Below are 23,560 nucleotides of genomic sequence, written 5' to 3'. Positions count from 1 at the left end.
GAGTCGCAATTGAACCTTTATGCCGGCATGCGCGCACGCGAAACCCCGGTTGGCGTCGCGCTGATCGGCGCCGGCAAGTTCGGCGCCATGTTCCTGAATCGCGCCCGCCATACACCCGGCCTACGGTTGATCGGCATTGCCGATCTAAACGTGGACCAGGCCGGGCGGACGATGGCTCAGGCCGGCTGGGATGATGCGAAGACACCCGTCACCGACGACGCGGAAGACCTGATCGCGCGCGACGGTGTCGAGATCGTCATCGAGGCGACAGGCCACCCGGCTGCTGGCCTGCGCCATGCTGCGACCGCCATCCGCGAGGGCCGCCATCTCATCATGGTGAATGTCGAGGCAGACGTTCTGGCCGGGCCCCTGCTTGCCCGCGACGCACGGGCAGCCGGTCTGGTCTATTCGCTCGCCTATGGCGACCAGCCGGCGCTTATCGCCGAACTCGTCGACTGGGGCCGCGCGGCCGGTTTCAAGATCGTCTGTGCCGGCAAGGGCACCAAGTATCTGCCCGCCTTTCACCAATCGACGCCGGAGACCGTCTGGTCGCACTACGGCGTGACGCCGGAGGAAGCGAAGGCCGGCGGCATGAACCCGAAGATGTTCAACTCGTTCCTGGACGGCACCAAGTCAGGAATCGAGATGGCGGCCGTCGCGAACGCCACCGGCCTGACGCCACCCGACGACGGCCTCGGTTTCCCGCCGGTCGGTTGCCATGAACTCTCGGAGGTTCTGAAGCCGCAATCCGACGGCGGCCAACTGCCGGCGCCGGGCATGGTCGAGGTCGTCAGCAGCCTGGCGCGCGACGGTTCCCCGGTCGCCGATGACCTGCGCTGGGGCGTCTACGTCACGATGACGGTGGGCGACGACTACGCCGCCCGTTGTTTCCGCGAGTACGGCATGGCGACAGACGCCAGCGGACGCTACACCGCGATGTGGAAGCCTTATCATCTGATCGGCCTGGAACTCGGCATCTCCGTCGCCAGTATCGCGGTGCGCGGCGAGCCAACCGGCTCGCCTCAGGCCTTTCGTGGCGATGCTGTCGCCGTCGCCAAGCGTGATCTCAAGGTCGGCGAGCTGCTCGACGGTGAGGGTGGCGCGACGGTATGGGGCAAGCTGGTGCCCGCGCAACGATCGCTCGGTGAGAGCCTGCTGCCCATCGGTCTGGCCCAGGATATCGCGCTTCGCCATGACGTTGGTGCCGGCCAGGCGCTGCGCTGGGCCGACGTCGTCATTGATGATAACGATCCGGCGGTACGAACCCGCCGCGCAATGGAAAACACCATCGGCCCCCAAGGCCAACGGGAGACCGCAGCATGAGAACCGAAGAACCGCGCACGATCCGCCTGGAGGACTACCGCCCGCCGGCCTACCGGATCACCGACGTCAGCCTTGAGTTCGACCTCGATCCCTCGAAGACGCGGATCCGCGCAACAATGTCGGTTGTCGACAACGGCCAGGGCGGCGGTCCGTTCAAGCTCGACGGCGACAACCTGCCACTTCTCTCGATTGCCTTAGATGGCCAGCCGCTCGACGATGACGCTTACAGTCACGACGACAACGGCCTCACTCTGCATGAGGTGCCGGATACCTTCACACTTGTCACCGAAACCGAAATCGCGCCGGACGCGAACACGGCGCTGGAAGGCCTTTATGTCTCCAGCGGGATGTTCTGCACCCAGTGCGAGGCCGAGGGGTTCCGGCGCATCACGTTCTTCCAGGACCGGCCGGACGTGCTGGCGACCTACCGCGTCACAATGACCGCCGATAAGACGCAGTACCCGGTGCTGCTTTCGAATGGGAACCCGGTCTCGTCGGAAGATTTCGATGACGGCCACCATCGCGCGGTGTGGCACGATCCCTTCCCCAAACCGTCCTATCTGTTCGCCCTGGTCGCCGGCGACCTCGGCTGCCTGGAAGACAGCTTCACCACGGCGTCGGGCCGCGAGGTCGCCCTGCGTATCTGGTCGGAACACGGCAACGAGCCGCGCTGCACCTATGCGATGGATTCGCTCAAACGTTCCATGCGCTGGGACGAGGAACGTTTCGGGCTGGAGTACGACCTCGACATCTTCAACATCGTCGCGGTCGGCGACTTCAACATGGGGGCGATGGAGAACAAGAGCCTCAACATCTTCAATTCGAAGCTGGTGCTGGCGAGCCCGGAGACCGCGACCGATGCCGACTATGCCTTTATCGAATCGGTCATCGCGCACGAGTACTTTCACAATTGGACCGGCAACCGCGTGACCTGCCGCGACTGGTTCCAGCTGTCGTTGAAGGAAGGCCTGACCGTGTTTCGCGATCAGGAGTTTTCCTCCGACATGCGGAGCCGCCCGGTTAAACGCATCGAAGACGTGCGCGCCCTGCGCGCCGCGCAGTTCCCCGAAGACGCCAGCCCGCTTGCCCATCCGATACGCCCGGCAAGCTATATCGAGATCAACAACTTCTATACGCCGACCGTCTACGAGAAGGGCGCTGAAGTCATCCGCATGATCGAGCGCATCGTCGGACGAGACGGGTTCCGACGCGGCCTCGACCTCTACTTCGAACGTCATGACGGCGAGGCCGCGACCTGCGACGACTTTGTCGCCGCCATGGCGGACGCCAACGATGTCGACTTCACCCACTTCAAACTCTGGTACTCCCAGGCTGGCACGCCGGAACTCTCGGTCGTCGGCCATTGGGACGAAGCGGCAAAACGCTATTCCGTCGGCATCAGTCAGGTGACGCCGCCGACACCCGGCCAACCCGACAAGAAGCCGCTCTTTATGCCGATCGATGTCGCCTTGATCGGCCCCGACGGCGCGCCGCTTGAGATGACCTATGATGGCGCCTCAGGCAAAAGCCATGTCGTCCACCTGCAGGAAGCCGAGCAGACCTTCGTGTTCGAGGGGGTTGCCGAAAATCCTGTGCTCTCCATCAACCGCGCGTTCTCCGCGCCGGTCCGGATCAGGAGCGATGCCGGCGACACGGCTGATGCGTTTTTGATGGCCCATGACAGCGATCCCTTCAACCGTTGGGAGTCCGGCCAGCAATACGGCACGCGGCTCCTATTGCGCGGTGTTGCCGAGATCCAGAACGGGCGGGACATGGCGATAGACGGCGCGTTCATCGGCGCGATCAAAAGCATCATTGACGATGGGGCGCTGGACCCTGCCTTCGCCGCCCAGGCCATTCTGCTACCCGGCGAAGGCTATCTCGCCGATCAGATGGAGGTGGTCGATGTCGAAGCCATCCACACCGCGCGCGAAACACTGCGCGAGGCCATCGCCGGCGAACTGGACGGTCTGCTGCAGGACACTTACCGCGCGTGCCTGAGCAACGTTCCCTATAGTCCGGACGCTGCGGAAGCGGGGCGCCGCGCGCTGAAGAACACCGCGCTTGGTTACCTGGCGGCCGGCGGCCATGTCGACATGGTGGCGACGCAGTACCGCAACGGCGACAACATGACCGACCGCATGGCGGCCTTGGGCTTGCTTAGCGAGCTCAAGACACCCGAACGTCAGTCGGCGCTGGACGATTTCCACGAGCGCTTCAAGGACGACGCCCTGGTCGTCGACAAATGGTATTCGGTGCAGGCGCGGTCGAGCCGCGACGATACGCTGGATCAGGTGACGGCGTTGATGGAACGCGACGACTTCACCCTGCGCAACCCCAACCGGGTTCGCGCGCTGGTCGGCGCCTTCGCCATGGGCAATCCCTTGAACTTCCACCGCGCCGACGGCGCGGGTTATGGCTTTGTCGCCGACCGCATCATCGAGATCGATGCCCTGAACCCGCAGCTCGCTGCGCGTCTGATCGATCCCCTGGGCCGCTGGCGCCGGTTCGACAGCGCGCGCAAGCAGCTCATGAAGAGCGCTCTGGACCGCATTCTGGGCACGCCCAATCTGTCGCGTGATGTCTTTGAGAAGGCCAGCAAGTCGCTGGACGACAGCACCTCGTGAGCACGGTTTCCAACGACACTCTGACATTGACGCCTCAGGCGCCGCCGGACGGGCCAGGATTGGCATTCGACTTTCCAGGTGTGGAGATCGGCGTCGCGGAGTATGCCGAGGGGCCGACCGGCTGCACGGTCATTCGGTTCGCCCAGACCGCCAATCTGGATATCGACAAGCGGGGCGGGGCGATCGGCATGGTCGGCGACTACGGTTCCGTCGACGCGATCTGTCTGGCCGGCGGTTCGATCCTGGGCCTTGAGGCAAGCGCCGGCGTCACCGCGGCGTTGTCGGCCTCACGGGGACACGACACGGGCTTTGACACGCTGCCGCTGGTCTCAGGCGCCATCATCTATGACTTCGGCTATCGCGAGAACGCGATCTATCCGGACAAGGCGTTGGGCGAAGCGGCGCTCGGCGCGGCACAGCCCGGCTGGTTTCCGGTGGGTGCCCGCGGCGCCGGCATGTCGGCCACGGTTGGCAACGCAGCGCCGCTGACGCCCTTTGGATGGGAGACATCCGGTCAGGGTGCGGCGTTTCGGCAGATCGGCGAAACGAAGATCTTGGCGATCTCCGTGGTCAACGCACTGGGCGGCATCTTCAATCGCAGCGGCCAGATCGTGCGCGGCTTCCAGAACCGCGAGACCGGCGAGCGCAAACCGATGGCCGATATCATGGCCGACGATCTGGCGTCAGATGAAGCGGGACCCGGCAACACAACGCTGACCGTCGTCATCACCAACCAGAACCTGGAGGGTTATGTCCGCCAGCAGATGAGCCGGCAAATCCACAACGCCATGGGCCGCATGATCCGGCCGTTTCACACGATCTATGATGGCGATGTCCTGTTTCTCGTCTCGACCGGCGAGGTTGATAACCCCAGGCTCGGTCCGATCACGCTGGGCGAGATGGCCGCCGAGACTCTGTGGGACGCCGTGCTCGCCGCCATACCGCAGGATTGACGGGCGCGAATTCGGGCCCGCTGGTTCACCTCGCCAGCGGCCTGCGCGCCAACTCGGGCATGCGCAGGGCTGCGATGAGCGCAATGATGGCGGCCAGGATGACGTAGTAGGCCGGCGCGAAGTCGTCGGACGTGCGCGATACCAGATAGGTCGCGACCCAAGGCGTAATGCCGCCGAAGATGCCTAAGCACAAGTTGTAGCTGATGCCGGCGCCGCTGCAGCGTACGCGCGGCGGCAAGAGCTCGACCATCACGGGGACAGTCATGCCCCAGCCGATGCCGTTGATCAGGGCAAAGGCGAGCTGCGCGAACAGGATCCAGGCGAGGCTGTGCTGGTGCAGCGCCCACCAGAGCGGCCAGGTCAGAAGAATGCTGGCAATCGCGAACGTGAGGATAACTGGCCGGCGGCCGACGCGGTCGGATACCAAGCCCGCGACCGGTGGTATGACCACCAGGAAAACGAGCGCCAGCGTCGAGATATCGAGCGCTTCGGCGGTCGAATAGTGCATCTCTTCGGTGAGGTAGGAGGCACCGTAGACGAAGACGACGAAGTACATCACACCGGTCGGCAGGACCAGACAGACGATGCGGATCATGCTGCGCCAGCTGGTTCTGATCGCCTCCAGTGCCGGAATCCGGCTGACGTCCTCTATCGACACCATCACCGGCGACTCCTCGAGGCCGCGACGCAGGAAAAGCGCATAGATCGCGACAGCAGCGCCCAGGAAAAACGGGACACGCCAGCCCCACGCCGCCAGTTGCGCTTCGCCCAGCAGATTGCTGACGCCCGCGCCGACGGCCGCGCCGAGCAGAAAGCCAAGATTGCAGCCGGACACAAGCCAGCCCCCTATGATGCCTCGCCTACCCGGTGGCGCCTTCTCGACCAGCAAAACCGACGAACAGCTGTATTCGCCGGCAACGGATATGCCCTGTATGGCCCGCAGCAGGATCAGCAGTGCCGCGGCGGTCACGCCAAGCTCGGCGTAACCCGGTAAGACCGCAACGCCCAACGTGGCGCAACCCATCATTGCGACCGAGAGCATCAGCGCCGGCTTGCGGCCCATACGGTCGCCCAGATGGCCGAAGACGATACTGCCAATGGGGCGCGCGGCATACCCGACGGCCAACGCACCAAAGGCCGCCAGCAGCGAGGCGACGGGATCATCGGCCGGGAAGAACACCTTTCCGATGATTGGCGCGAGGAAGCCATAGGCGGCGAAGTCGTACCACTCCAGCGCCGTGCCCACGATGGTGGCCGCGTTTTGCTTGCGCGTTCCGAGTGGGCTTGAGGCACGCCTGTCGGTTGATGACGCTTCGGTCAAACTCGGTACGCCGCCCCTCGGAATGACGATACGCGGAAGGCTCGGCCGCGTGAGAACGCGACGGTAAACCCTTGGTCCATTGGGTTGCCCCTCGCCGAGCTTACCGGCTGAGACCGCCGAGAGCCAGCGGACGCCAGGTGCGGCGCCGGGCGAGGCAGGACTTGCGACCGGCGCTTCAGGGGTCGACGATGCCCCCGTCACACACCCGAGCCACCAGCCCAGGAAAACAAGCTGCCATGCCGCATATCAAGACATCAGGCGCCAACCTCTATTACGAACAGTCTGGCGACGGGTCGGACATCGTCTGGATTCCCGGCGGCGATCAGCGTGGCCGTGAGATGCGCTGGCAGGTCGAGGGTTTTCCCGAGTTCCGCAACACCATCCATGACCCGCGCGGCGTTGGCGAGACCGGCATCATCGACCAGCCACCGTGGACGATTAAGGACATGGCGCGCGACTGCGCCGAACTGATCGAGGCGGTGTGCAATCCGCCGGTCATCGTCGCCGGGCTTTCCATGGGATCGATGATCACCCAGGAAGTGGCAATCAACTGGCCTGAGCTGGTGAAGGTCGCGATACCCATGGGTACGGAAGCCTATGCCAGCGGCTTCTCGCGCGAGTGGATGGAGTCGGAGATCCGATACCGCCGCGAGCACGGCGACCTGCCGCCCGACTTCGCCATGACCCACTATGGCGCCTTCATGTACCCGTCGGAGGTGCTGGGCGACGAGGCGCTCTGGAACAAACTGAAGCAGGTAACATCGGAAGCCTACGAACACCGTGACGGCGCCATGCTGGACGCGCAATGGCAGGCCTGCTGCGAGTTCGATACGCGCGACCGCCTGCCCGGATGCAAGGTGCCGATGCATGTCATTGGCTTCAGCCAGGATATGCAGGCACCGCCGCAGCTGGGCCGCGAGGCCGCCGAGTTGGCAGGCGACGGCTACTTTCATATGCTGGAGGGACTCGGCCACCTCTCGCTGTGCGGCCATAAGCCGGAGGTGGTGAACGCCAAGATCAGGGAGATCATCGCGGCCTATGCCTGACATTCTGGCCGACATTGTCGACCTCGACCGATATCCAATTGCCGACCTCGCCACGCCCGAGGCCCAGGCGTTGGTCGCTGACGCGAAGGCGGGGCTGGACGACCCCGGCTACTTCACCATGCCCGGCTTCATTCGTTCTGATGCGGTCCGCGCGATGGCCGAAGAAGCCGAACGCCAGCTTGCCAACGGACACTGGCACGAACGTATCCGTGACGCCGACCATGGCGAGGAAACCGGCCTCTACCCCTGGCACCGCCCGACGCGCGCGGCCGTGTGCAGCGCTGGCGGCGACCGAATGCCCGAGACGTCGGCGCTTAGACAAATCCATGTCTGGCAACCCCTGACCGACTTTCTGGGCACGGTCTTCGGCGTCACGCCCTACTATCCCTGCGCCACCGACCCGATGGTCGGCTGCATGCTGACAGGCTACGCGCCGTCGGACGAACTCGGCTGGCACTTCGACCCCAATGACGGCGTCGTCACCTTAATGCTGCAGAAAGCAGGGCGTGGTGGCGTCTTCGAATTCGCACCCGCCGTGCGCCAATCCGACAAGGCCCGCGCGCTTGACGTCTACGACGAAGTGATGGACGGCGCGTGGCCGGGCTTGCAGAGCGAAGACCAGGAAGCCGGCACGCTCGCCCTCTTCAACGGCCATCGTTCGCTCCACCGCGTGACGCCGGTTGAGGCGAGCCCTGACCGCATCGTGCTCGTGCTGTCCTACGACTCCCAGCCGGACACGATCTTCAGCGACGACATTCGCATCAACTTCTTCGGCCGGACGTCCTGAAGATCAACCGGCCAACCGCGCCCTGGCGTCGACCGCGGTGACGCCCTGACCAGACGCGCGGACGAATAGCGGGTTGATGTCGAGTTCCTTGAGACGTTCGCCCGCGTCGACGGCAAGCCAGGAAAGGCGCGCAGTGGCATCGGCGATCGCGTCGACGTCGAGCTGCGGGCGGCCGCGCGCGCCATCGAAGACGGGCCAAAGGCGAAGACCTTTCATCAGCGCCTTGACGTTCTCGGGCGCGACGGGCGCGGGCAGCAGGACGACGTCGTCGATGATCTCGGCCAGTACGCCGCCCAGGCCGACCAGCACCATAGGACCGAACTGATCGTCGTGTTTGATGCCCAGGATGACTTCCTCGATGCCGTTGGCCATCTCAGCGACGAGGAAGCCGTCAAGGCGCGCGCCAAGGCCTTTGGTCATGGCTTGCCAGGCCGTTTCGAGGGCGGCCCGATCAGCCAGATTGAGCGCAACCGCACCCTCGTCAGACTTGTGGATGAGGTCGGGACCGAAACCCTTCAGCGCGACCGGAAAGCCGATGGCCTCGGCAGCTGTCATGGCGTCTTCGAGGCTTTCGCCCGGCGCTTCGCGGGTCACCGGGACGCCGTACCGCGACAAGACCTGCTTGACCGTGTGTTCATCGACCATGCCGTCAGCAATACCGGCAAACGGGTCGCCTTGCGGAAGATCGTCTGGGCGGACGGGCTCGGGACCCGCTGCGGTCGGCGTCATCCAGCCCTGCAGCACGCGCAGCGCCTCGTCGATCGTCTCGTAGCCGAGGACGCCCATGTCACGAACAATGTGCCGGCCCTCGTCGCTGGCGTTACCGGGGACGAAAACGACGACCGTGGGTTTACCTGACGCCTTCCCGCTTTTCGCCAGGATCTCCGTCGACTTCGTCAGCTGTGGCGCGGTCGCGATGACCAGCAGATTGGCGCTGACATCCGGATCGGCGGCGGCGACCGACAGCCCGCTGTCGTCGACGATAACGAAGTCCTTCGCCCGTGTCGCACCGATGTCCAGGGGGTTGCCCAGTTGCACGGGCTCGTAAATCTCCTCAAGCGCCGTGCGCGTCTGGGCTGAGAACGCCGCGAGCCTCAGGCCGCGGTCGGCGAAGAGATCGCTGGTGATGGCCGCCGCGCCGCCGGACCCGGACATGACGAGAATGCCGTCGCCCATGGGCGCACCATGGCGTGAGAACATTTCCGCCGTCTGCATCATCGCGACCGTGTCGTCGACGGGAATGACACCGGCGTCGCGGCAGACGGCCTGGAGTACGCGCCACGAACCGGCGAGGCTCGCAGTGTGGCTCATGGCGACGCGCGCACCCTCCTCCGACCGGCCGGCCTTCACCATCAAGACCGGTTTGCCGGCATCGCGGCAGCGTTTGGCGGCGGCAACAAACCGGCCGGGGTCTTTGAACCCTTCGACATAGAGCGTGACGACGCGGGTTGCTGGATCGTCCGCCATCCATTCCATGAAGTCGGCGAGCTCAAGGTCGGCCTGGTTACCGACCGATATGGTGCTGGAGAAGCGCGCGCCGTCGCAGACGCCGCGGTTATAGACCGTCGCCATCAGCGCGCCAGACTGGCTGATGAAGCCGATGCCGCCGGGTTCGTGCGCCGTCAGCTCCATTGAGGGCGACGAGTTCATGATCAGTTTGGCGTGCGTGTTGGTCAGGCCCAGACAATTGGGGCCAATCAGCCGCATGCCCGCAGCGCGCGCGACGCTATTGATCTCCTCCTGCACGCGTGCGCCGTCGTCGCCGGTCTCGGTGAAGCCCGCGGTGATCAGCACGCAACAACCAACGCCGGAATCCGCGCAGTCCCTGAGCTGGTCGAGCACCAGGGCGCGCGGCACGGCGATCACCGCGACATCCACCGGTTCATCCAGCGCGGAGACCTTGGGTACGGCGGTCAGGCCAAAGACGGTCTCACGCTTCGGATTGACTGGCACGATGCGGCCTGGAAAACCCCCCTGGATGGTATTGTTCAGAACGCGGGCACCGAACTTCCGCAAGTCTTCCGAGCCGCCGATGACCGCGACCGAACGGGGATTCATGATCTCGGCGATCGAGAGGCGCGGCGCGAGGACATTGCTCATGCGGGGTTACTCGGTCAGAAGGCGGGCGCCATCAGTGAACGGGGGCATACGGCTCCCGTCAATAGCGCTTGGGCACGAAACGCGCGTAGTACGCCATGGCCGCCATGCCGACACCGCCCGCAACGAACACCGCCGGCAAGGCGAAGACCTTGAGCAGGACAGAGAAGACGGCCGGCGGCCCGATCTGCGAGGTATCGCGGAAGGTCGCGAAGACCGAGGTCATCTCCGGGCGCTCATGGGGGTGGACGGCGCGCAGGAAGAGCATGTTGCCGGCGCCATCGATCAGCGAGGTCACGACTGCGGCTGCCATCAAAAGGCCGACGCCGAGCCATGGCGAGCCGGCGAACACCGCGACGATGACGCTGACTACGGCACTGGCCGCGTAGCCCGCAAGCATCAATGCGCGGATGCCATAGCGGCGGCCGATCTTTGCCCACAAAGGCACCAGCAACACCGAGGCAGATCCGGCGGACGCCATCATGCCGGCGACATCGTCACCCAACCCCGATTCGACGCAGTAGATGGGCGCGTAGATGAAGAACATTGCCCACCACGCCGAACGACCGACCGCCAAGAGCCAGGCAAGACGCAGCCGTGGCTGACGAAAGAATCTCACGAAGAAACGCAGCGGATTGGGCGGCGGCGTTTTGGCCGCCTGGATGGCTGGGTTGTCCGACAGTCTGAGGTAAAGGAACAGCACCAGCAGAGAGAGGCTGAAGCCGATCGTGAGCAGCGACGGCAGCCAATAGGCGACGTTGGTCCAAAGCCAGACGCCGAGGTAGGGACCGATGATGAAGGCGACGCCCATGAACCAGATGCGCACCGGCTCGAACCGCGCGAACTCCCGGCGCGGGATCGTGTCCATCAGATAGAGGTTCAGGCTGACATCGATCGCGATCGAGCCGGCGACATAAAAGAACATGCCGAGCGCGTAGACGAAGAGATTGTCGCTGAGCAGCAACACCGCCGCGACCATCATGGCGAGCGTACCGACGACAACGACCCGGCGCCGCCGGATCAGATGTACCATCAGCGGAATGGTGAGACTGACCGCAAGCCCGCAGGCGCTGACCGCCAGGTAGAGCACGCTGACTTCCTGGGCGGTGCCGAGCAGCTCGAGAGCGCGAAGCGGGATGATGGTCATCAGGACGGTGCGGGCCATGCCCTGGGTCGCGTAAAGCCACGCGAAGGGTATCGCCTTGGGCAAGTCGGCGACCCCGAACCAGACGGGAAGATGAATACCCCGCACGTTGCTGCGCCCCCGGCAGCTTGGATGAACTTATGCGGAGTCTATCCGACGGCCTTTCTCAGCATCGCACAAGCGCTAACCACGCATAGCTGGGTTGCCTCAGGCGGGCGCGGGCTCGATTTGCCCGTTCCTTCCGCTGTTACCGTTGTCGGCGCCTTCCTGCTGACGCCGCCACATCTCGGCGTAACGGCCGTCGGCGGCAATCAGGTCGGCATGGTTGCCGCGTTCAATAATCTGCCCCTGGTCCAACACGATAATCTCGTCGGCATCGACGACGGTCGATAGCCGGTGGGCGATGATCAGCGTCGTGCGGCCCTCAGACAGGTCGCGCAGGTTGGCCTGGATCTCCTGTTCCGTCTGGGTATCGAGCGCGCTGGTCGCCTCGTCGAACAGCAGAATGCAGGGGTCCTTGATGATCGTGCGCGCGATCGCGACGCGCTGCTTTTCGCCGCCGGAGAGCTTCAGGCCGCGTTCGCCGACCATGGACTGGTAGCCGTCCGGCAAGGCCATAATGAAATCATGGACGTGTGCCAGCCGTGCCGCGCTCTCCACCTCGGCCGGCGACGCGTCGGGCCGGCCATAGGCGATGTTGTAATAGATGGTGTCGTTAAACAGCACGGTGTCCTGAGGCACGATGCCGGTGGCGCGCCGCACCGAGGCCTGGCCGACGTCGCGGATATCCTGGCCATCGATCGTGATGCGCCCGTTGCCGACATCATAAAACCGGTAGAGCAGGCGACTGATGGTCGACTTGCCGGCGCCGGACGGCCCAACGATCGCGACCGAATGGCCGGGCGGCACCCGGAAGCTAATCCCCTTCAGGATCGGCCGGCGGGGATCATAGCCGAAGTCGACATCCTCGAACCGTACCTCGCCGCCGGCCAGCTTCAGATCCGGTGCGTCCGCCTTGTCGGCGATCTCCGTGTCGACAGCGAGAAGCTGGAACATCGTTTCGATGTCGATCAACGCCTGCTTGATCTCGCGATAGACGAAGCCGAAGAAGTTGAGCGGCTGGTAAAGCTGCATGAGATAGGTGTTGGCCAGGACAAAATCGCCGACCGTCAGACTGCCGTCGACGATGCCTTGTCCTGACATAATCATGACCATGGTCAAACCGATCGAGATGATGATCGCCTGACCGATGTTGAGGACCGAAAGCGACGTCGTGTTGCGCACGGCGGCGGTCTCATAGCGCTGGAGCGCCTTGTCGTAGCGCTGGGCCTCATGTTCTTCGTTGCCGAAGTACTTGACGGTCTCATAGTTCAGCAGGCTATCGATCGCCTTGGTATTGGCGCTTGAATCCTGCTCGTTCATCTGGCGGCGGAACTTGATGCGCCATTCCGTCACCACCATGGTGTAGACGATATAGACAATAACCGTCACCGCCGTAACGGCAGCGATCGCGAAGTCCAGCATGATCCACAGGATCACGAAGACCATCGTGATTTCGATCAGTGTCGGAATGATGTTGAACAGGCTGAAGCGCAGCAAGAGTTCGATCGCCTTGGTGCCGCGTTCGATGGCGCGCGATAGGCCGCCGGTCTGGCGTTCCAAATGGAATCGCAGCGACAGCTTGTGCAGGTGACGGAAGACGTTGAGCGCGACGCTTCGGATGGCGCGCTGGCCGACCTTGGCGAAGATCGCGTCGCGCAGCTCGCCGAAGGCCAGCGATAGGACGCGCGCCGCGCCATAGGCGAGAATCAGGCCCAACGGCAGCGCGACGGCCATACCGACATCGGCCGGCGCCAGGACATCGATCGCATCCTTGTAATAGATGGGGACGTAGATGATCGCGACCTTGGCGGCGATCAGGAAAACCATGGCCGCGACCACGCGCAGCCGCATGCCGGGCTGATTGCTGGGCCACAGATAAGGCAGTAGGCGCGCAAGTGTCCGCCAACCGCTCGTCGTCTCCGCGGCCTTGGCCGCTAGTTCGGCCTGCGGTGCCGTCGCCGGATCGGTTGTGTTCGCCAAAGGCGGTCCCCGCGTGGATAAAATCGCGCGTCTATGGTACGCGCGAAACACCGAAACAGGTCATATGGGGATGATAGTGGCCAAGACAAAGATGAAGGCCGTGGTTGCGGCCGGCAAAGGCGGTACGGAGGTCCTGGAGGTGGCGGAGGTGCCGCTTGACTGGCCACGGGGACCCCACGATGTCCTGGTCCGCTTGAAGGCGGCCGGCCTGAATCCCTTCGACGTTCATCTGCGCCGGTCCGGACCTTTGATCAAGGACGATCAACCGATCATCCTGGGCAGCGACGGCGCCGGCATTGTCGAGGCGGTCGGCGACAAGGTCCGCGGAATTCTGCAGGGCGAAGAGGTTGCGTTCTGCTACGGCGGCATCGGCGGCGACCCCGGTACCTATGCTGAGTTCGCCGTGGTTCCGGCGCACAGCCTGGCACGCAAACCGGAGAACGTGAGTTTCGCGGAAGCGGCCGCCGCACCGCTGGTCACCATCACCTGTTGGGAGGCACTATACCAGCGCGCTCAGCTCGCATCTGACGAACACTGCCTGATCCATGGTGGTGCCGGCGGCACCGGCCACGTCGCGATCCAGCTGGCCAAGCTCAGGGGCGCCAGGGTGGCGGCGACCGTTGGGGATGATGACAAGGCGGCGTTCGTAAAGGACCTGGGCGCCGACCATACGTTTAACTACCGCCGCGAAGACGTCGCCGCCGCCGCGCTTGTCTGGACGGACGGCCGGGGCATTGATGTCGCCCTCGACAATGTCGGTGGCGACGTCATGCACGCGACCTTTCACGCCATGGCGCCGTTCGGGCGGGTCGTCGGCCTGACCGGTCTGACAAGCGACAACGACAGCAGTGATGCCTTCAACCGCAACATTACGGTCCACAACGTGATGATGCTGATGGCCATGTGGATCGGCGATACCGCACATGCCGCCCAGCAAGGCGGTATTGTGAACCAGGCGATGGGGTTGATGGCCGACGGCAAGCTCAGACTGCATGTCGCCGAGACATTTCCGCTGGTAGAGGCCGCGGCGGCACAGCAGCGCCTCGAACAGGGCGGCATGACGGGCAAGATGGTTCTCTTGATGGATTGATCACCATGGCTTTGGATTTGAAACGTCTTCGCGATGACACGCCGGCAACAGCTGACCTCGCCTATTTCTACAACTCCGGTGCCAGCCTGATGCCGAACCCGGTGATCGACGCGGTGAAGGCTCATCTGGATCTGGAAGCGCGGATCGGCGGTTACGAGGCCGCAGGAAAGGCCGCCGGCCCGCTTCAAAACACCTATGACGCGATTGCCGGCATGCTGAACTGCGGCGCCGACGAAATCGCCGTCGTCGAAAACGCGACTGTCGCCTGGTGTCAGGCCTTCTACGGCCTGGCCCAGGATATGAAGCCTGGCGACCGGGTGCTGACGGTGATCGCCGAGTACGCCTCCAACTACATCGCCTTCCTACAGACCGCCAAGCGGCGCGGCATCGTCATCGACATCATTCCCAACACGCCCGACGGCGAGGCCGATGTCGAGGCACTGGGAAAGATGATCGACGACCGGGTCAAGCTGATCGCCGTGACTCACGTCCCGACCTCCGGCGGGCTGGTCAACCCGGCGGCGGAGATCGGCAAGGTGGCGCGTCGTCATGGCATTCCTTATCTGCTCGACGCCTGTCAATCGGTCGGTCAGATGCCGCTGGATGTCGATACGATCGGTTGCGACTTCCTCTCGGCGACCGGTCGCAAGTTCCTGCGTGGACCGCGAGGCACGGGATTTCTCTACGCGCGAAACACCATGCTGACGCGCTGCGAGCCGCCGGTACTCGACCTGCTGAGCGCGACGTGGACGGCGCCGGATGACTACACCGTCCGTGGCGATGCCCGCCGTTACGAGAACTGGGAAAACTACGTCGCCGGTAAGATCGGCCTGGGCGTCGCCGTCGACTACACCTGCGCCATAGGCCTCGATGCCATATGGCAGCGAATCCAAGACTTGGCAGGGCCGCTACGCGAGCGCCTCGACGCCCTGCCCGATGTCCGTGTCCACGATGCCGGCAAGACGCGCTGCGCCATCGTCACCTTCAGCCATGACCGGCTGAAGCCGAAAGAGGTGCAACAGCGTCTTGCGGCCCAGAACATGGCCGTCGGTACGTCGAGGCCGACATCGACTCTGCTTGACTTCGAGGCGCGCCATTTGCCGCCGTTGGTGCGCGCCGCGCCGCACTACTACAACAGCGAAGACGAGATCGATCGGCTGGTTGCCGCCGTCGCCGCGTTATAGAGCGGTACCGCCTCACGCACGCGCCGGAATCTCCTTATCAAGGCCGCGCGGGATCCGCTTTTCTTTGTCGTAGTAGGGCAGTTCGACGATTTCCGCAGCATAGGTCTTGCCGTCGACACCGACGACTTCGATGGCGTCACCCGGACCATGCTCAGTATCGTCCAGGCGGACGTAGCCGATCCCGCAAGAGAGAAAAGGCGACCACGCAGCCGCCGAAAGATGGCCGACAGCCTTTCCGGATTTTGCAACCGGTCCCGAGGTCAGCGGTTCGGCATCGGCGCAGCGGACGCCGTAGAGCAACGGTCTCTGGTCTGCCTCGAGCAACGCGGCCTTGCCGAAGAAATCCGCTTTCTTCAGATCAACCATGGGACCGAGACCCGCCTGGAAAGGATTCATTGTGTGATCGAAGTCCGAGCCCGCGTTCAAGATAGCCGCCTCGATGCGTCGGATGTCCATGGAATCGAGACCGATATGGACCATGCCCGCGCTCTCGCCGGCCCTCATGATGTCACGCCATAGCTTGTGGCAGTCGGTCTCGGGGAAACTGTAGTACTCCCAGCCAACCTCACCGGTCCAACCCGTGCGCGTTACGATGACACGCTGGCCGCCGATCGTGATATCCGCGATCGCAAAGTAGCCGAACGGATCCGGCAACCCGTTGTCAGCCGCTTTGGCGAGCACGTCCAACGCAAGCGGACCTTGGACCTGATTGACCCAGACATTGGGATCCCGAACCTCGACATCCAGACCCTGCGCGTGGGCGATGAACCAGGAATGAATGTCGCCGTCCGCCTGGACGTACCAGAAACGGTCCGCCTCCAGGCGCATCAGGATTCCGTCGACGATCAGGCCGCCGTCGGGATAGCACGCGATGCCGTAAGCGCAGCGGCCGGGCTTCAGCTTTGTTATGTCCTTTGTGAAGACCATGTCGCACAGGCGCTCGGCATCCGGGCCCTTGATCTCAAGCGGCAGTTCGCCTGTCGGCAGCATCGTGGCCGCGCGGCGCAGCGCCCAATAGTCCTCGAACCGATCATCGTCGTCGAACGCGATCGGCATGAGCCGGCGGTTGTAAACGACGAAGCTCGCGCCGCGGGCGTGGTCAAACGCGAAGTAGGGCGAGTTCTGATAGCCGTAGTTCCAGCCGGGCTCGTTGTGTGACGTCACGACATTGCGGATCGGCTCTGCTGCTGGCGCGGTCATGATGAGAAAACTCCTTGGACCTGGTTCGATAGAGGCTGGCGCAGGACCGGATCAGCCTTCCGGTATCCGGCTGTCCTTCATTTAGCAAACCTTCAACATCGCTTGCCTCATGCCGGTTGGTACCGTGCTCTTGATATCATATCTAAAGTCAAATCATGGATGGAAACGAATCATTTGAACTGATCGCTCGTTTAAGTTTATCTAAATAGTGATATGAGCACTTGGTTACCTTCGCTGAACGCGCTCAGGGCCTTTGAGGCAGCGGCCCGTCATCTGAGCTATAGCGCCGCCGCCGACGAACTGAATGTGACGCCGGCGGCTGTGAAACAGCTGGTTGGCAAACTCGAGGCGTCGGTGGGATCGCGCCTTTTGCTGCGGAAGGGTCGCGCGCTCACCTTGACGGCGAACGGAGAAGCGGGCCTGAACGATTTGGCCGCCGCCATGCAGCACCTCACCGCATCGGTCCGCCAGATGCGCGCGCCCCAAGACGAACGTCGCCTTATCGTCTCGGTCGAGACGTCGATCGCAACGACGTGGCTTGTTCCAAAGCTCGCCGGATTCAGAGAGGCGCATCCGGACGTCAACGTCTTGATCGAGTCGACACCACGTATTGTCGATCTGCAACGTGGTGAAACTGATGTGGCGCTTCGTTACGCGGTCGACAGCGACGAGGGGCTCGTCATCCACCGGCTGTTCGATGACCAGATTTTCCCTGCCTGCAGTCCGTCCCTCGCCAAAGGGCCGCCTCGGCTTCGGCATCTCAGCGACCTCAACGCTCGGCCGCTGATCCACTGGGATCTCTCGACGATGGACTGGGCGCGCTCGACGCGGCAATGGTTCGTCTGGGAGAACTGGTTGGCGCATGTCGGGGCCGAAAGGATCGATACCGCCGGCGGCCTCCACTTCAGCGATTACGGCTTGGCCGTCCAAGCGGCCATCGCTGGGCACGGCGTGGTGCTGGCGAGTGGGCCGATTCTTCGTGAGCCCCTGGAAGCCAACCTTCTGGTGCAGCCCTTTGCCGAACTGGCGGCGCCGGGCATCGGCTATGACGTCGTAACGACAGCCGAGCGCCAAGACAGGCCGGAAGTCCGCGCATTCATCGCCTGGCTCTTGGAGGCCGCCCAGACCGCTTAACACCGGGACACGACGTCAGACAGACACGCTCGCAGGCAGGCCGCCGTCCTGATCGTACTGTTCGTCTCCGACAAGCGGCGGACAGACGATGCTTAAGAGATGCATGTCGGTGTCGACGCGAAGATGATGCCGGTCTTCAGGCCCTACGTTGTAGGACATGTTGGGACCAAGGACCCAGGTCTGCCCGGTCGTCATATCCGTCACATCGCCGGAACCAGAGAGAATGTGGTTCGCTTGGCGATGGTGCTTGTACCAGTGCGTGAGCTCGGCGCCGGCGTCGAGGCGCACATCGGAGAAACCGAAGCCGACGCCATCGGCCTTGGTCAGCATGCGTTGGATACGCACAAGGCCATCAGCCACGACCATCTCCCCTTCGGCCTGGCGCATCTCGTCGACACGTTTGACGAACATGCGCCGGTCGGTCTTTTCTATCGGACCGCTGGCCTCATAGGATCCGTCACTGTCGAACCGCTCATTGCCGGTCAGCGGCGGACAGAAGATGCTGACGTGGCATTCGTCTTCGGTGAAGTAAAGTCGATGCCGGTCATTGGGGCCGACAACATAGAGGACACCCGCCTCAAGCGGCCACGCCTCGCCCCGCGTTAAATCCGTAACCTCGCCTCGGCCGGAAACGATGTAGTTGGCTTCCCAGTGATGCTTGAGCCAGACATTCAAGTCGGTGCCGCCCTTGACCCGGTTCTCGTTATAGGAAAACCCCATGCCGTCAGCGGCAGTCAGGAACCGGGCCGAACGAAACGAAGCATCAGATGGGAACTTGATGCGCCCTAGTCTTTCAAGGTCGTCAAGGGTGCTGACAAACACGTCGACTATCTCCTCTCGCAGCACAACTAAGGCGACGAGACCCAATGACGGGTCAGGCCAAACAAATCCAGGCGCAGACCGTCATCAACCGCACGCATCGAAGACGGACGTTGAGCGTGATGGCGGCTAGTCATCCACGCGGCCGTGGATACGCACGAAAACATAGGTTGCGTCCATGGCCACCTTGTCTTTGATCGCGACACTCACGTCCGCTTCTTCCGTTTGAAAACGTCGAACGTCATAGGTGTCCGGGTGGTTGACGCTCTGACCACTTTGAGCGGTCGCTCCAGCGCCGACGCAATCCCCGATATCTCGAGCAAGGCGGTCGAACGTCTCGCCAGCAAGCTCGGCGCGGTAGGGAAACGCCCAAGCGCAGTAGTAGGCGCTGCTCAGCGACGACTGGTTGACACGGCAGTAGGTGGCGCCGGGCAAGACGCGCGTGACGAGGCGATCGCTGGTTTCGTCGTTCGCTTCTGTTGCCACATCGACGAAATGGGTTCCCGCGTCGTCGATCAATTCGTCGAGATCTGAACATAGATCCTGCGCCTGCGTTGCGTTCAGAACCGAAAAGACCGCCAGTCCGGGAATCGTCGATTCCCAGAACCGTCGCTTCATACGTCCGGCACTGTGCCTCCATCGTCCCGTCATTCTGTCATCCACCGACGGTGAGTCGCCGGATAAGCTAGGGGCTGGCGACAAGATGGTCCAGCCCACCTGCTTGGTGTTGCCGGCGGGAGTGTTATGCTGCTCAAAGGTAGGGAGAGGTCGGGGGCTGCCCGTGATGAGCGCCGCGTCGGATATCTTCGCGCCGGATTACAAGCAGGCGCCTTATTGGTGGGACGCGGTTCCACGGCCTCGGCTTGGCGTCGAACCCCTGCCCCAACGCGCCGATGTCGTCATTGTCGGTTCGGGCGTCACCGGCTTGAACGCCGCCCGCGAACTCGCGCGCGGCGGCCGCCACGTCGTCGTCCTGGACGCTGAAGACGCCGGCCATGGCGCCAGCACCCGCAACATGGGTTTTGTCGGAAGCGCGCTGAAACGCAGTTTCAGCGATTTGATCAAGCGCCACGGCCTGGCGAGGGCCAAGGCCTACTACACCGAAGCGCGCGAGGCGTTCGAGAGCGTGAGCCGAACGGTTCAGGCCGAAAAGATCGACTGCCATTACCGCCCGTGCGGCAGGGTCTTCCTCGCCCGCTCGCGGCGCCAGCTCGAGACCATCGTAGACGAATACACGTTGAAGCAGGAACACCTCGATCAACGTTTCGAGGTCCTGGACCGCGGCGCGTTGGCAGACGAGTTCAACGGGTCCGAGGATTTTGTCGGCGCCGTCTACATACCGGACCTCGGCAGCTTCCATCCCGGCATGTATCACGCGGGTTTGCTTGACCGCGCCATGGAAAGCGGCGCCGAGGTGCATCCCCACACCAAGGTCGACGCGATCGGCAAACCGGATGGCGACGGTTGGCTTGACATCGAGACATCGCGCGGGCGGATACGCGCACGCAACGCGGTTGTGGCGACAAACGGCTACACGCGCGCGGACCTCAACTGGCTTCGCCCGCGCCTGATCCCGTTTCACGCTTTCGCGATGGCGACGGAGGAACTGAGCGAGAATCAACTCGATACGCTAATGCCCAATCGGCGCACTTATTTGGATTCGAACTTCAATACCACGGCGATCCAGGTCGCGCCCGATGGCCGGCGCATCTTGATGTCAGGCTTGACCGGTACGGAAGAAAGGACCGCGGAAGCCAAGGCGCGAAAGCTGCGCCAGACGTTCATCGATGTGTTTCCGCAGCTCGGCGATATCCAGCTTGGCCGTTTCTGGAGCGGATGGTGCTCGGCACCTGTCGATCGCCTGCCGAAGCTGATCCATCACCAGGGCGTCTACTACGCGACCGGCTATTCCTTTGTCGGCATGCCCATGGGAACCTATCTGGGCCATAAAGCCGCTTGGCAAATCCTGAGGCTGGAGAAGGGCCAGACGATATTTGGCGACCGCACCTTCCCGAACCTCTCCGTCTTCACCAACAACAACTGGTTTGTGCCGATTGCCATGTCCATGTACGACCTTCACGACCGCTGGTTAAACCGTTAGACAGACAAACAGGCCGCCCAGGGCATGCTGAGAGGGGCCGCCGCAGTGACGTTCCAGGAGTGGAGGCCTCGTAACGGACCAATGCCGCAGTCCCCCGCAACACAACCGCACGGCGCCTAAGCGACGCGGATGCAAGAAACCAGGGAAAAATCGCAGCAGGGATTGCCCTGGCCGGAAGCCTTCGCCGCGATTCAAACGGTGATTCGCGACCAGTGGCAGGTCGGCGACGAAATCTACCTGACACGCCAGTTGAGCAATGACATCGCCACGTGGACCCTGTTTCTGGCCGATGTGACGACCCCCGCGTTTTCGGGCCAGGCTGTCTTGAAGCTCGGTCGTGTCGGTGACCCCGTGGCACATTTGGAGAGCGAGACCGAACGCTTTCGCCTGGCCAGTCAGACGGCACCGGACTATGCCGCAACGCACCTGCCGCAGATCATCAACGTGGCCCACACCGACGACAGCGTCGCCATCCTGTCGTCGATTCCCGGGCGGTCTCTGGACTTCGCCTTGCCCTGGTCGGACTGCAGCCACGAACAGCAGAAGAGGGTCTTGCGCCAAGTTTCGCGCGCGCTGCTTGAAGACTGGAACGCGGCCGCTGAACTGGCGCCGGGTCTGCTGTCGCCCCATGACCTGCTGCGCGGTTGGCTCGGTGACCGGCTCGAACCCGACGTCGGCAACCTGCAAAGCCTCATGGCGGAAGGCTGTGGGGTGCCGGCCGATGAGCCCAGCATGTCGTTCGAAGGGCAATGGTATCCCAATCCTCTGGCTTTCGCCGTCGGTGCCGCGAAGACCGTCGATCATTTGAGGCTCCGCGCCGTACGCGGCAACGTCCACGGCCATCTAAGCGGCTACAACGTCCTAGTCAGCAAGACCGGTGATGCACGGGACCACTATTATCTCATCGACCTGTCGCACTATGAGAACAGTCAGTTCCTGTTTTTCGACCACGGCTACTTCGCACTGAGTCATCTATTGGCGAAGCGACGGAACGCCAACAGCCTTCATTGGCAAGCGATTCTTGATCAGCTGTGCCCCTTTGATCACATGCGCACAGGCAGCAGTCCCCGCAGCGAGGATATCGGTCTGCTCGACATTCTCAGGTCTCTGCGCCAGGAGGTTTTCGATTGGGTCGATCGAAACCACGCGCATCGTTTGTCCAACATGGAGTCCCAGTTCCAGCTTGCCCAGGTCGCCGTCGGCTTGACCATGGCGAACAGACAAGTCGCCGAACGTGACAGGCGGTTGGCGGTGCTCTACGCCGCCGCCATCCTCAAAGACTACCTCGTTCTGAACGACGTTGTCTGGCCCAAACACGGACCCGACTTCAGTCTCGACGAGAAAGCGCCATCTTCGCCGACACCAAGCCTGGCCGCATCTCCAGTCACGGAGCCGTCCGGCGTATGGTCGGTAGATCATCCGACAAAGCCGGAAAAGCCGTCGGTTGCGGTTCTCGCTTTTGAGAATCACAGCGGCGACCCGCAACTGGTCTATGTCGCCGACGGCATAGCCGAACAGATCATCGAAGAGCTGGTGCGCATCGACTGGCTGATGGTCGTCGCGCGCGCATCGACGTTCGCCTACAAGGGGCAGACCATCGACGCAAGGACGGTCGGCAAGGAGTTGGGCGTCAACTATGTGGTCGACGGTGTCATTCGCAGGTCCGGCGACCAAATCAAAGTGACGGTCGAATTGATCGATACGCGTGACGGAAGACAGCTCTGGACCGAGCACTACTACAGTCAACTGGACGAGTCGCCCTCGGTCCAGGACGACATGGTCGCAGCCATTGTCGGCAAGATCGATGCGAAGCTGAAGTCATGCGAGAGAGAGCGTGCCGAGCGCAAACGCGGCGCCGTCGGTCTTTGGGATATGTTTCAAAGGGGCATGTGGCATTTCCACCGAATTACGGAGGACAACTCCCAAATCGCGCGACAGCACCTATCGAACGTTGTCAAGCTGGCGCCGACCTTTGCCGGCGCGCATGCGGCCCTGGCGCTTCTGGAAACGCGAAGGATCTATTTCGCCGAACCCGACGAGCTCGAGCGTCATTTGGCGTTTGCCTTCAAGCACGCCGTCAAGGCCGTGGAGCTTGACGGGAACAGCAGCATCGCGCGCATGGCGCTTAGCCGTGCCTACGCGTTCCAAGGCAATCAGGAGCAGGCGATTGAAGAGGCGGAAATGGCGACCGCGCTCAATCCAAGCTCCAGCAATGCCTGCTTGAATCTTGCCGGGACGTTGCTTTGGACAGGACACGCGGAGGAAGCGTTGCCGGCCATCAACAAGGCGATCCGACTTAGTCCGCTTGATCCCCTGATGCAGGTAAAGATCTTCGTCAAGGGTTTCATCCTTTATCTCCTCAATGACGACAGCGAAGCTGAGAAAACAGTCGGCGAGGCCGAGATCTCCGCCTCGTTGGCGCCCTTTGTCCATCTGATCTTGAGCGCCATTCTGGTTCGGCAAGAGAAATTCGACGAAGCCCGTGCCGCAATCGCGACCGTTAGCGAACTGAAACCTCAGCTCACGCTGGCTCAACTCAGGAGTTCGTGGCACACGCTAGCGCCGCGCTATCGCGACAAGCTTCTGTCGGATATCGAAGCGGCTGGTTTGACAGACTAGGCGATACGCTGAGGCCGGTGGCAGCCCGCACGC

17 protein-coding genes are annotated in these 23,560 nt (G+C 63.0%); 10 read left to right on the top strand and 7 right to left on the bottom strand.

Annotation, left to right across the window (positions count from 1 at the left end):
- Positions 1–9: 9 nt before the first annotated feature.
- Genes AAF563_17065 through AAF563_17055 form a run of 3 tightly spaced genes read left to right on the top strand, consistent with a single transcriptional unit; the run spans position 10 to position 4,903 of the window.
- Complete coding sequence (locus AAF563_17065; protein MEM7122994.1) at positions 10–1,323, top strand: Gfo/Idh/MocA family oxidoreductase; 1,314 nt, start codon at positions 10–12, stop codon at positions 1,321–1,323.
- On the top strand, positions 1,320–3,950 hold the full coding sequence (gene pepN, locus AAF563_17060; protein MEM7122993.1) for an aminopeptidase N: 2,631 nt from the start codon (positions 1,320–1,322) through the stop codon (positions 3,948–3,950). Before AAF563_17065 ends, pepN begins: the two co-directional genes overlap by 4 nt.
- Entirely contained in the window at positions 3,947–4,903 is a 957-nt protein-coding gene (locus tag AAF563_17055; GenBank protein ID MEM7122992.1) for a P1 family peptidase, read from the top strand. The genes pepN and AAF563_17055 overlap by 4 nt, the downstream gene beginning before the upstream one ends.
- Before the next feature lie 25 nt (positions 4,904–4,928).
- Here the strand turns inward: AAF563_17055 and AAF563_17050 are convergent, their stop codons facing one another.
- Positions 4,929–6,149 carry an MFS transporter gene (locus AAF563_17050; GenBank protein ID MEM7122991.1) on the bottom strand — a complete coding sequence of 407 codons (1,221 nt, stop codon included), beginning with the start codon at positions 6,147–6,149 and terminating at the stop codon, positions 4,929–4,931.
- Positions 6,150–6,460: 311 nt separating this feature from the next.
- Here AAF563_17050 and AAF563_17045 point away from each other — a divergent pair, with 311 nt between their 5' ends.
- Together AAF563_17045 and AAF563_17040 are read left to right on the top strand one after the other, a co-directional pair.
- Positions 6,461–7,270 (top strand): alpha/beta hydrolase, encoded by an 810-nt coding sequence (locus tag AAF563_17045; GenBank protein MEM7122990.1) that lies wholly within the window; start codon positions 6,461–6,463, stop codon positions 7,268–7,270.
- A complete protein-coding gene (locus AAF563_17040; GenBank protein MEM7122989.1) occupies positions 7,263–8,057 on the top strand; it encodes a hypothetical protein in 795 nt (264 codons plus the stop codon). The genes AAF563_17045 and AAF563_17040 overlap by 8 nt, the downstream gene beginning before the upstream one ends.
- 3 nt (positions 8,058–8,060) lie before the next feature.
- On the opposite strand, the gene AAF563_17035 is transcribed toward AAF563_17040, so the two are convergent.
- From AAF563_17035 to AAF563_17025, 3 genes are all read right to left on the bottom strand, one after another.
- A complete protein-coding gene (locus AAF563_17035; GenBank protein MEM7122988.1) occupies positions 8,061–10,157 on the bottom strand; it encodes an acetate--CoA ligase family protein in 2,097 nt (698 codons plus the stop codon).
- A 58-nt stretch (positions 10,158–10,215) separates the two neighbouring features.
- Positions 10,216–11,406: an MFS transporter gene (locus AAF563_17030; GenBank protein ID MEM7122987.1), complete on the bottom strand. Its 1,191-nt coding sequence runs from the start codon at positions 11,404–11,406 to the stop codon at positions 10,216–10,218.
- A 99-nt stretch (positions 11,407–11,505) separates the two neighbouring features.
- Entirely contained in the window at positions 11,506–13,284 is a 1,779-nt protein-coding gene (locus AAF563_17025) for an ABC transporter ATP-binding protein/permease (GenBank protein ID MEM7122986.1), read from the bottom strand.
- 172 nt (positions 13,285–13,456) lie between these two features.
- On the opposite strand from AAF563_17025, the gene AAF563_17020 reads away from it, so the two are divergent.
- Together AAF563_17020 and AAF563_17015 are read left to right on the top strand one after the other, a co-directional pair.
- On the top strand, positions 13,457–14,470 hold the full coding sequence (locus AAF563_17020) for a zinc-binding dehydrogenase (GenBank protein MEM7122985.1): 1,014 nt from the start codon (positions 13,457–13,459) through the stop codon (positions 14,468–14,470).
- 5 nt (positions 14,471–14,475) lie between these two features.
- Positions 14,476–15,654: an aminotransferase class V-fold PLP-dependent enzyme gene (locus AAF563_17015; GenBank protein MEM7122984.1), complete on the top strand. Its 1,179-nt coding sequence runs from the start codon at positions 14,476–14,478 to the stop codon at positions 15,652–15,654.
- A 12-nt stretch (positions 15,655–15,666) separates the two neighbouring features.
- Here the strand turns inward: AAF563_17015 and AAF563_17010 are convergent, their stop codons facing one another.
- Entirely contained in the window at positions 15,667–16,854 is a 1,188-nt protein-coding gene (locus AAF563_17010; GenBank protein MEM7122983.1) for an aminomethyltransferase family protein, read from the bottom strand.
- 213 nt (positions 16,855–17,067) lie between these two features.
- Here AAF563_17010 and AAF563_17005 point away from each other — a divergent pair, with 213 nt between their 5' ends.
- Positions 17,068–17,988, top strand: a complete 921-nt coding sequence (locus AAF563_17005; protein MEM7122982.1) for a LysR substrate-binding domain-containing protein — start codon at positions 17,068–17,070, stop codon at positions 17,986–17,988.
- Positions 17,989–18,003: 15 nt separating this feature from the next.
- Here AAF563_17005 and AAF563_17000 read toward each other — a convergent pair whose 3' ends face one another.
- Entirely contained in the window at positions 18,004–18,810 is an 807-nt protein-coding gene (locus AAF563_17000) for an ectoine synthase (GenBank protein MEM7122981.1), read from the bottom strand.
- Between the two features lie 126 nt (positions 18,811–18,936).
- Positions 18,937–19,425 (bottom strand): hypothetical protein, encoded by a 489-nt coding sequence (locus AAF563_16995; GenBank protein MEM7122980.1) that lies wholly within the window; start codon positions 19,423–19,425, stop codon positions 18,937–18,939.
- Positions 19,426–19,591: 166 nt separating this feature from the next.
- Here AAF563_16995 and AAF563_16990 point away from each other — a divergent pair, with 166 nt between their 5' ends.
- The gene (locus AAF563_16990; protein MEM7122979.1) at positions 19,592–20,908 is read left to right on the top strand and encodes an FAD-binding oxidoreductase; all 1,317 of its coding nucleotides are present in this window, start codon (positions 19,592–19,594) and stop codon (positions 20,906–20,908) included.
- 129 nt (positions 20,909–21,037) lie between these two features.
- Positions 21,038–23,527 carry a hypothetical protein gene (locus AAF563_16985; GenBank protein ID MEM7122978.1) on the top strand — a complete coding sequence of 830 codons (2,490 nt, stop codon included), beginning with the start codon at positions 21,038–21,040 and terminating at the stop codon, positions 23,525–23,527.
- The last annotated feature ends 33 nt before the right edge of the window (positions 23,528–23,560 follow it).

It is taken from the genome of Pseudomonadota bacterium, assembly GCA_039028155.1.
In the GTDB taxonomy this organism is placed as follows: Bacteria; Pseudomonadota; Alphaproteobacteria; order SP197; family SP197; genus JANQGO01.
The sequence above is the reverse complement of the archived record's forward strand: the minus strand, read 5'-3'. Positions and strand labels throughout refer to the sequence as shown.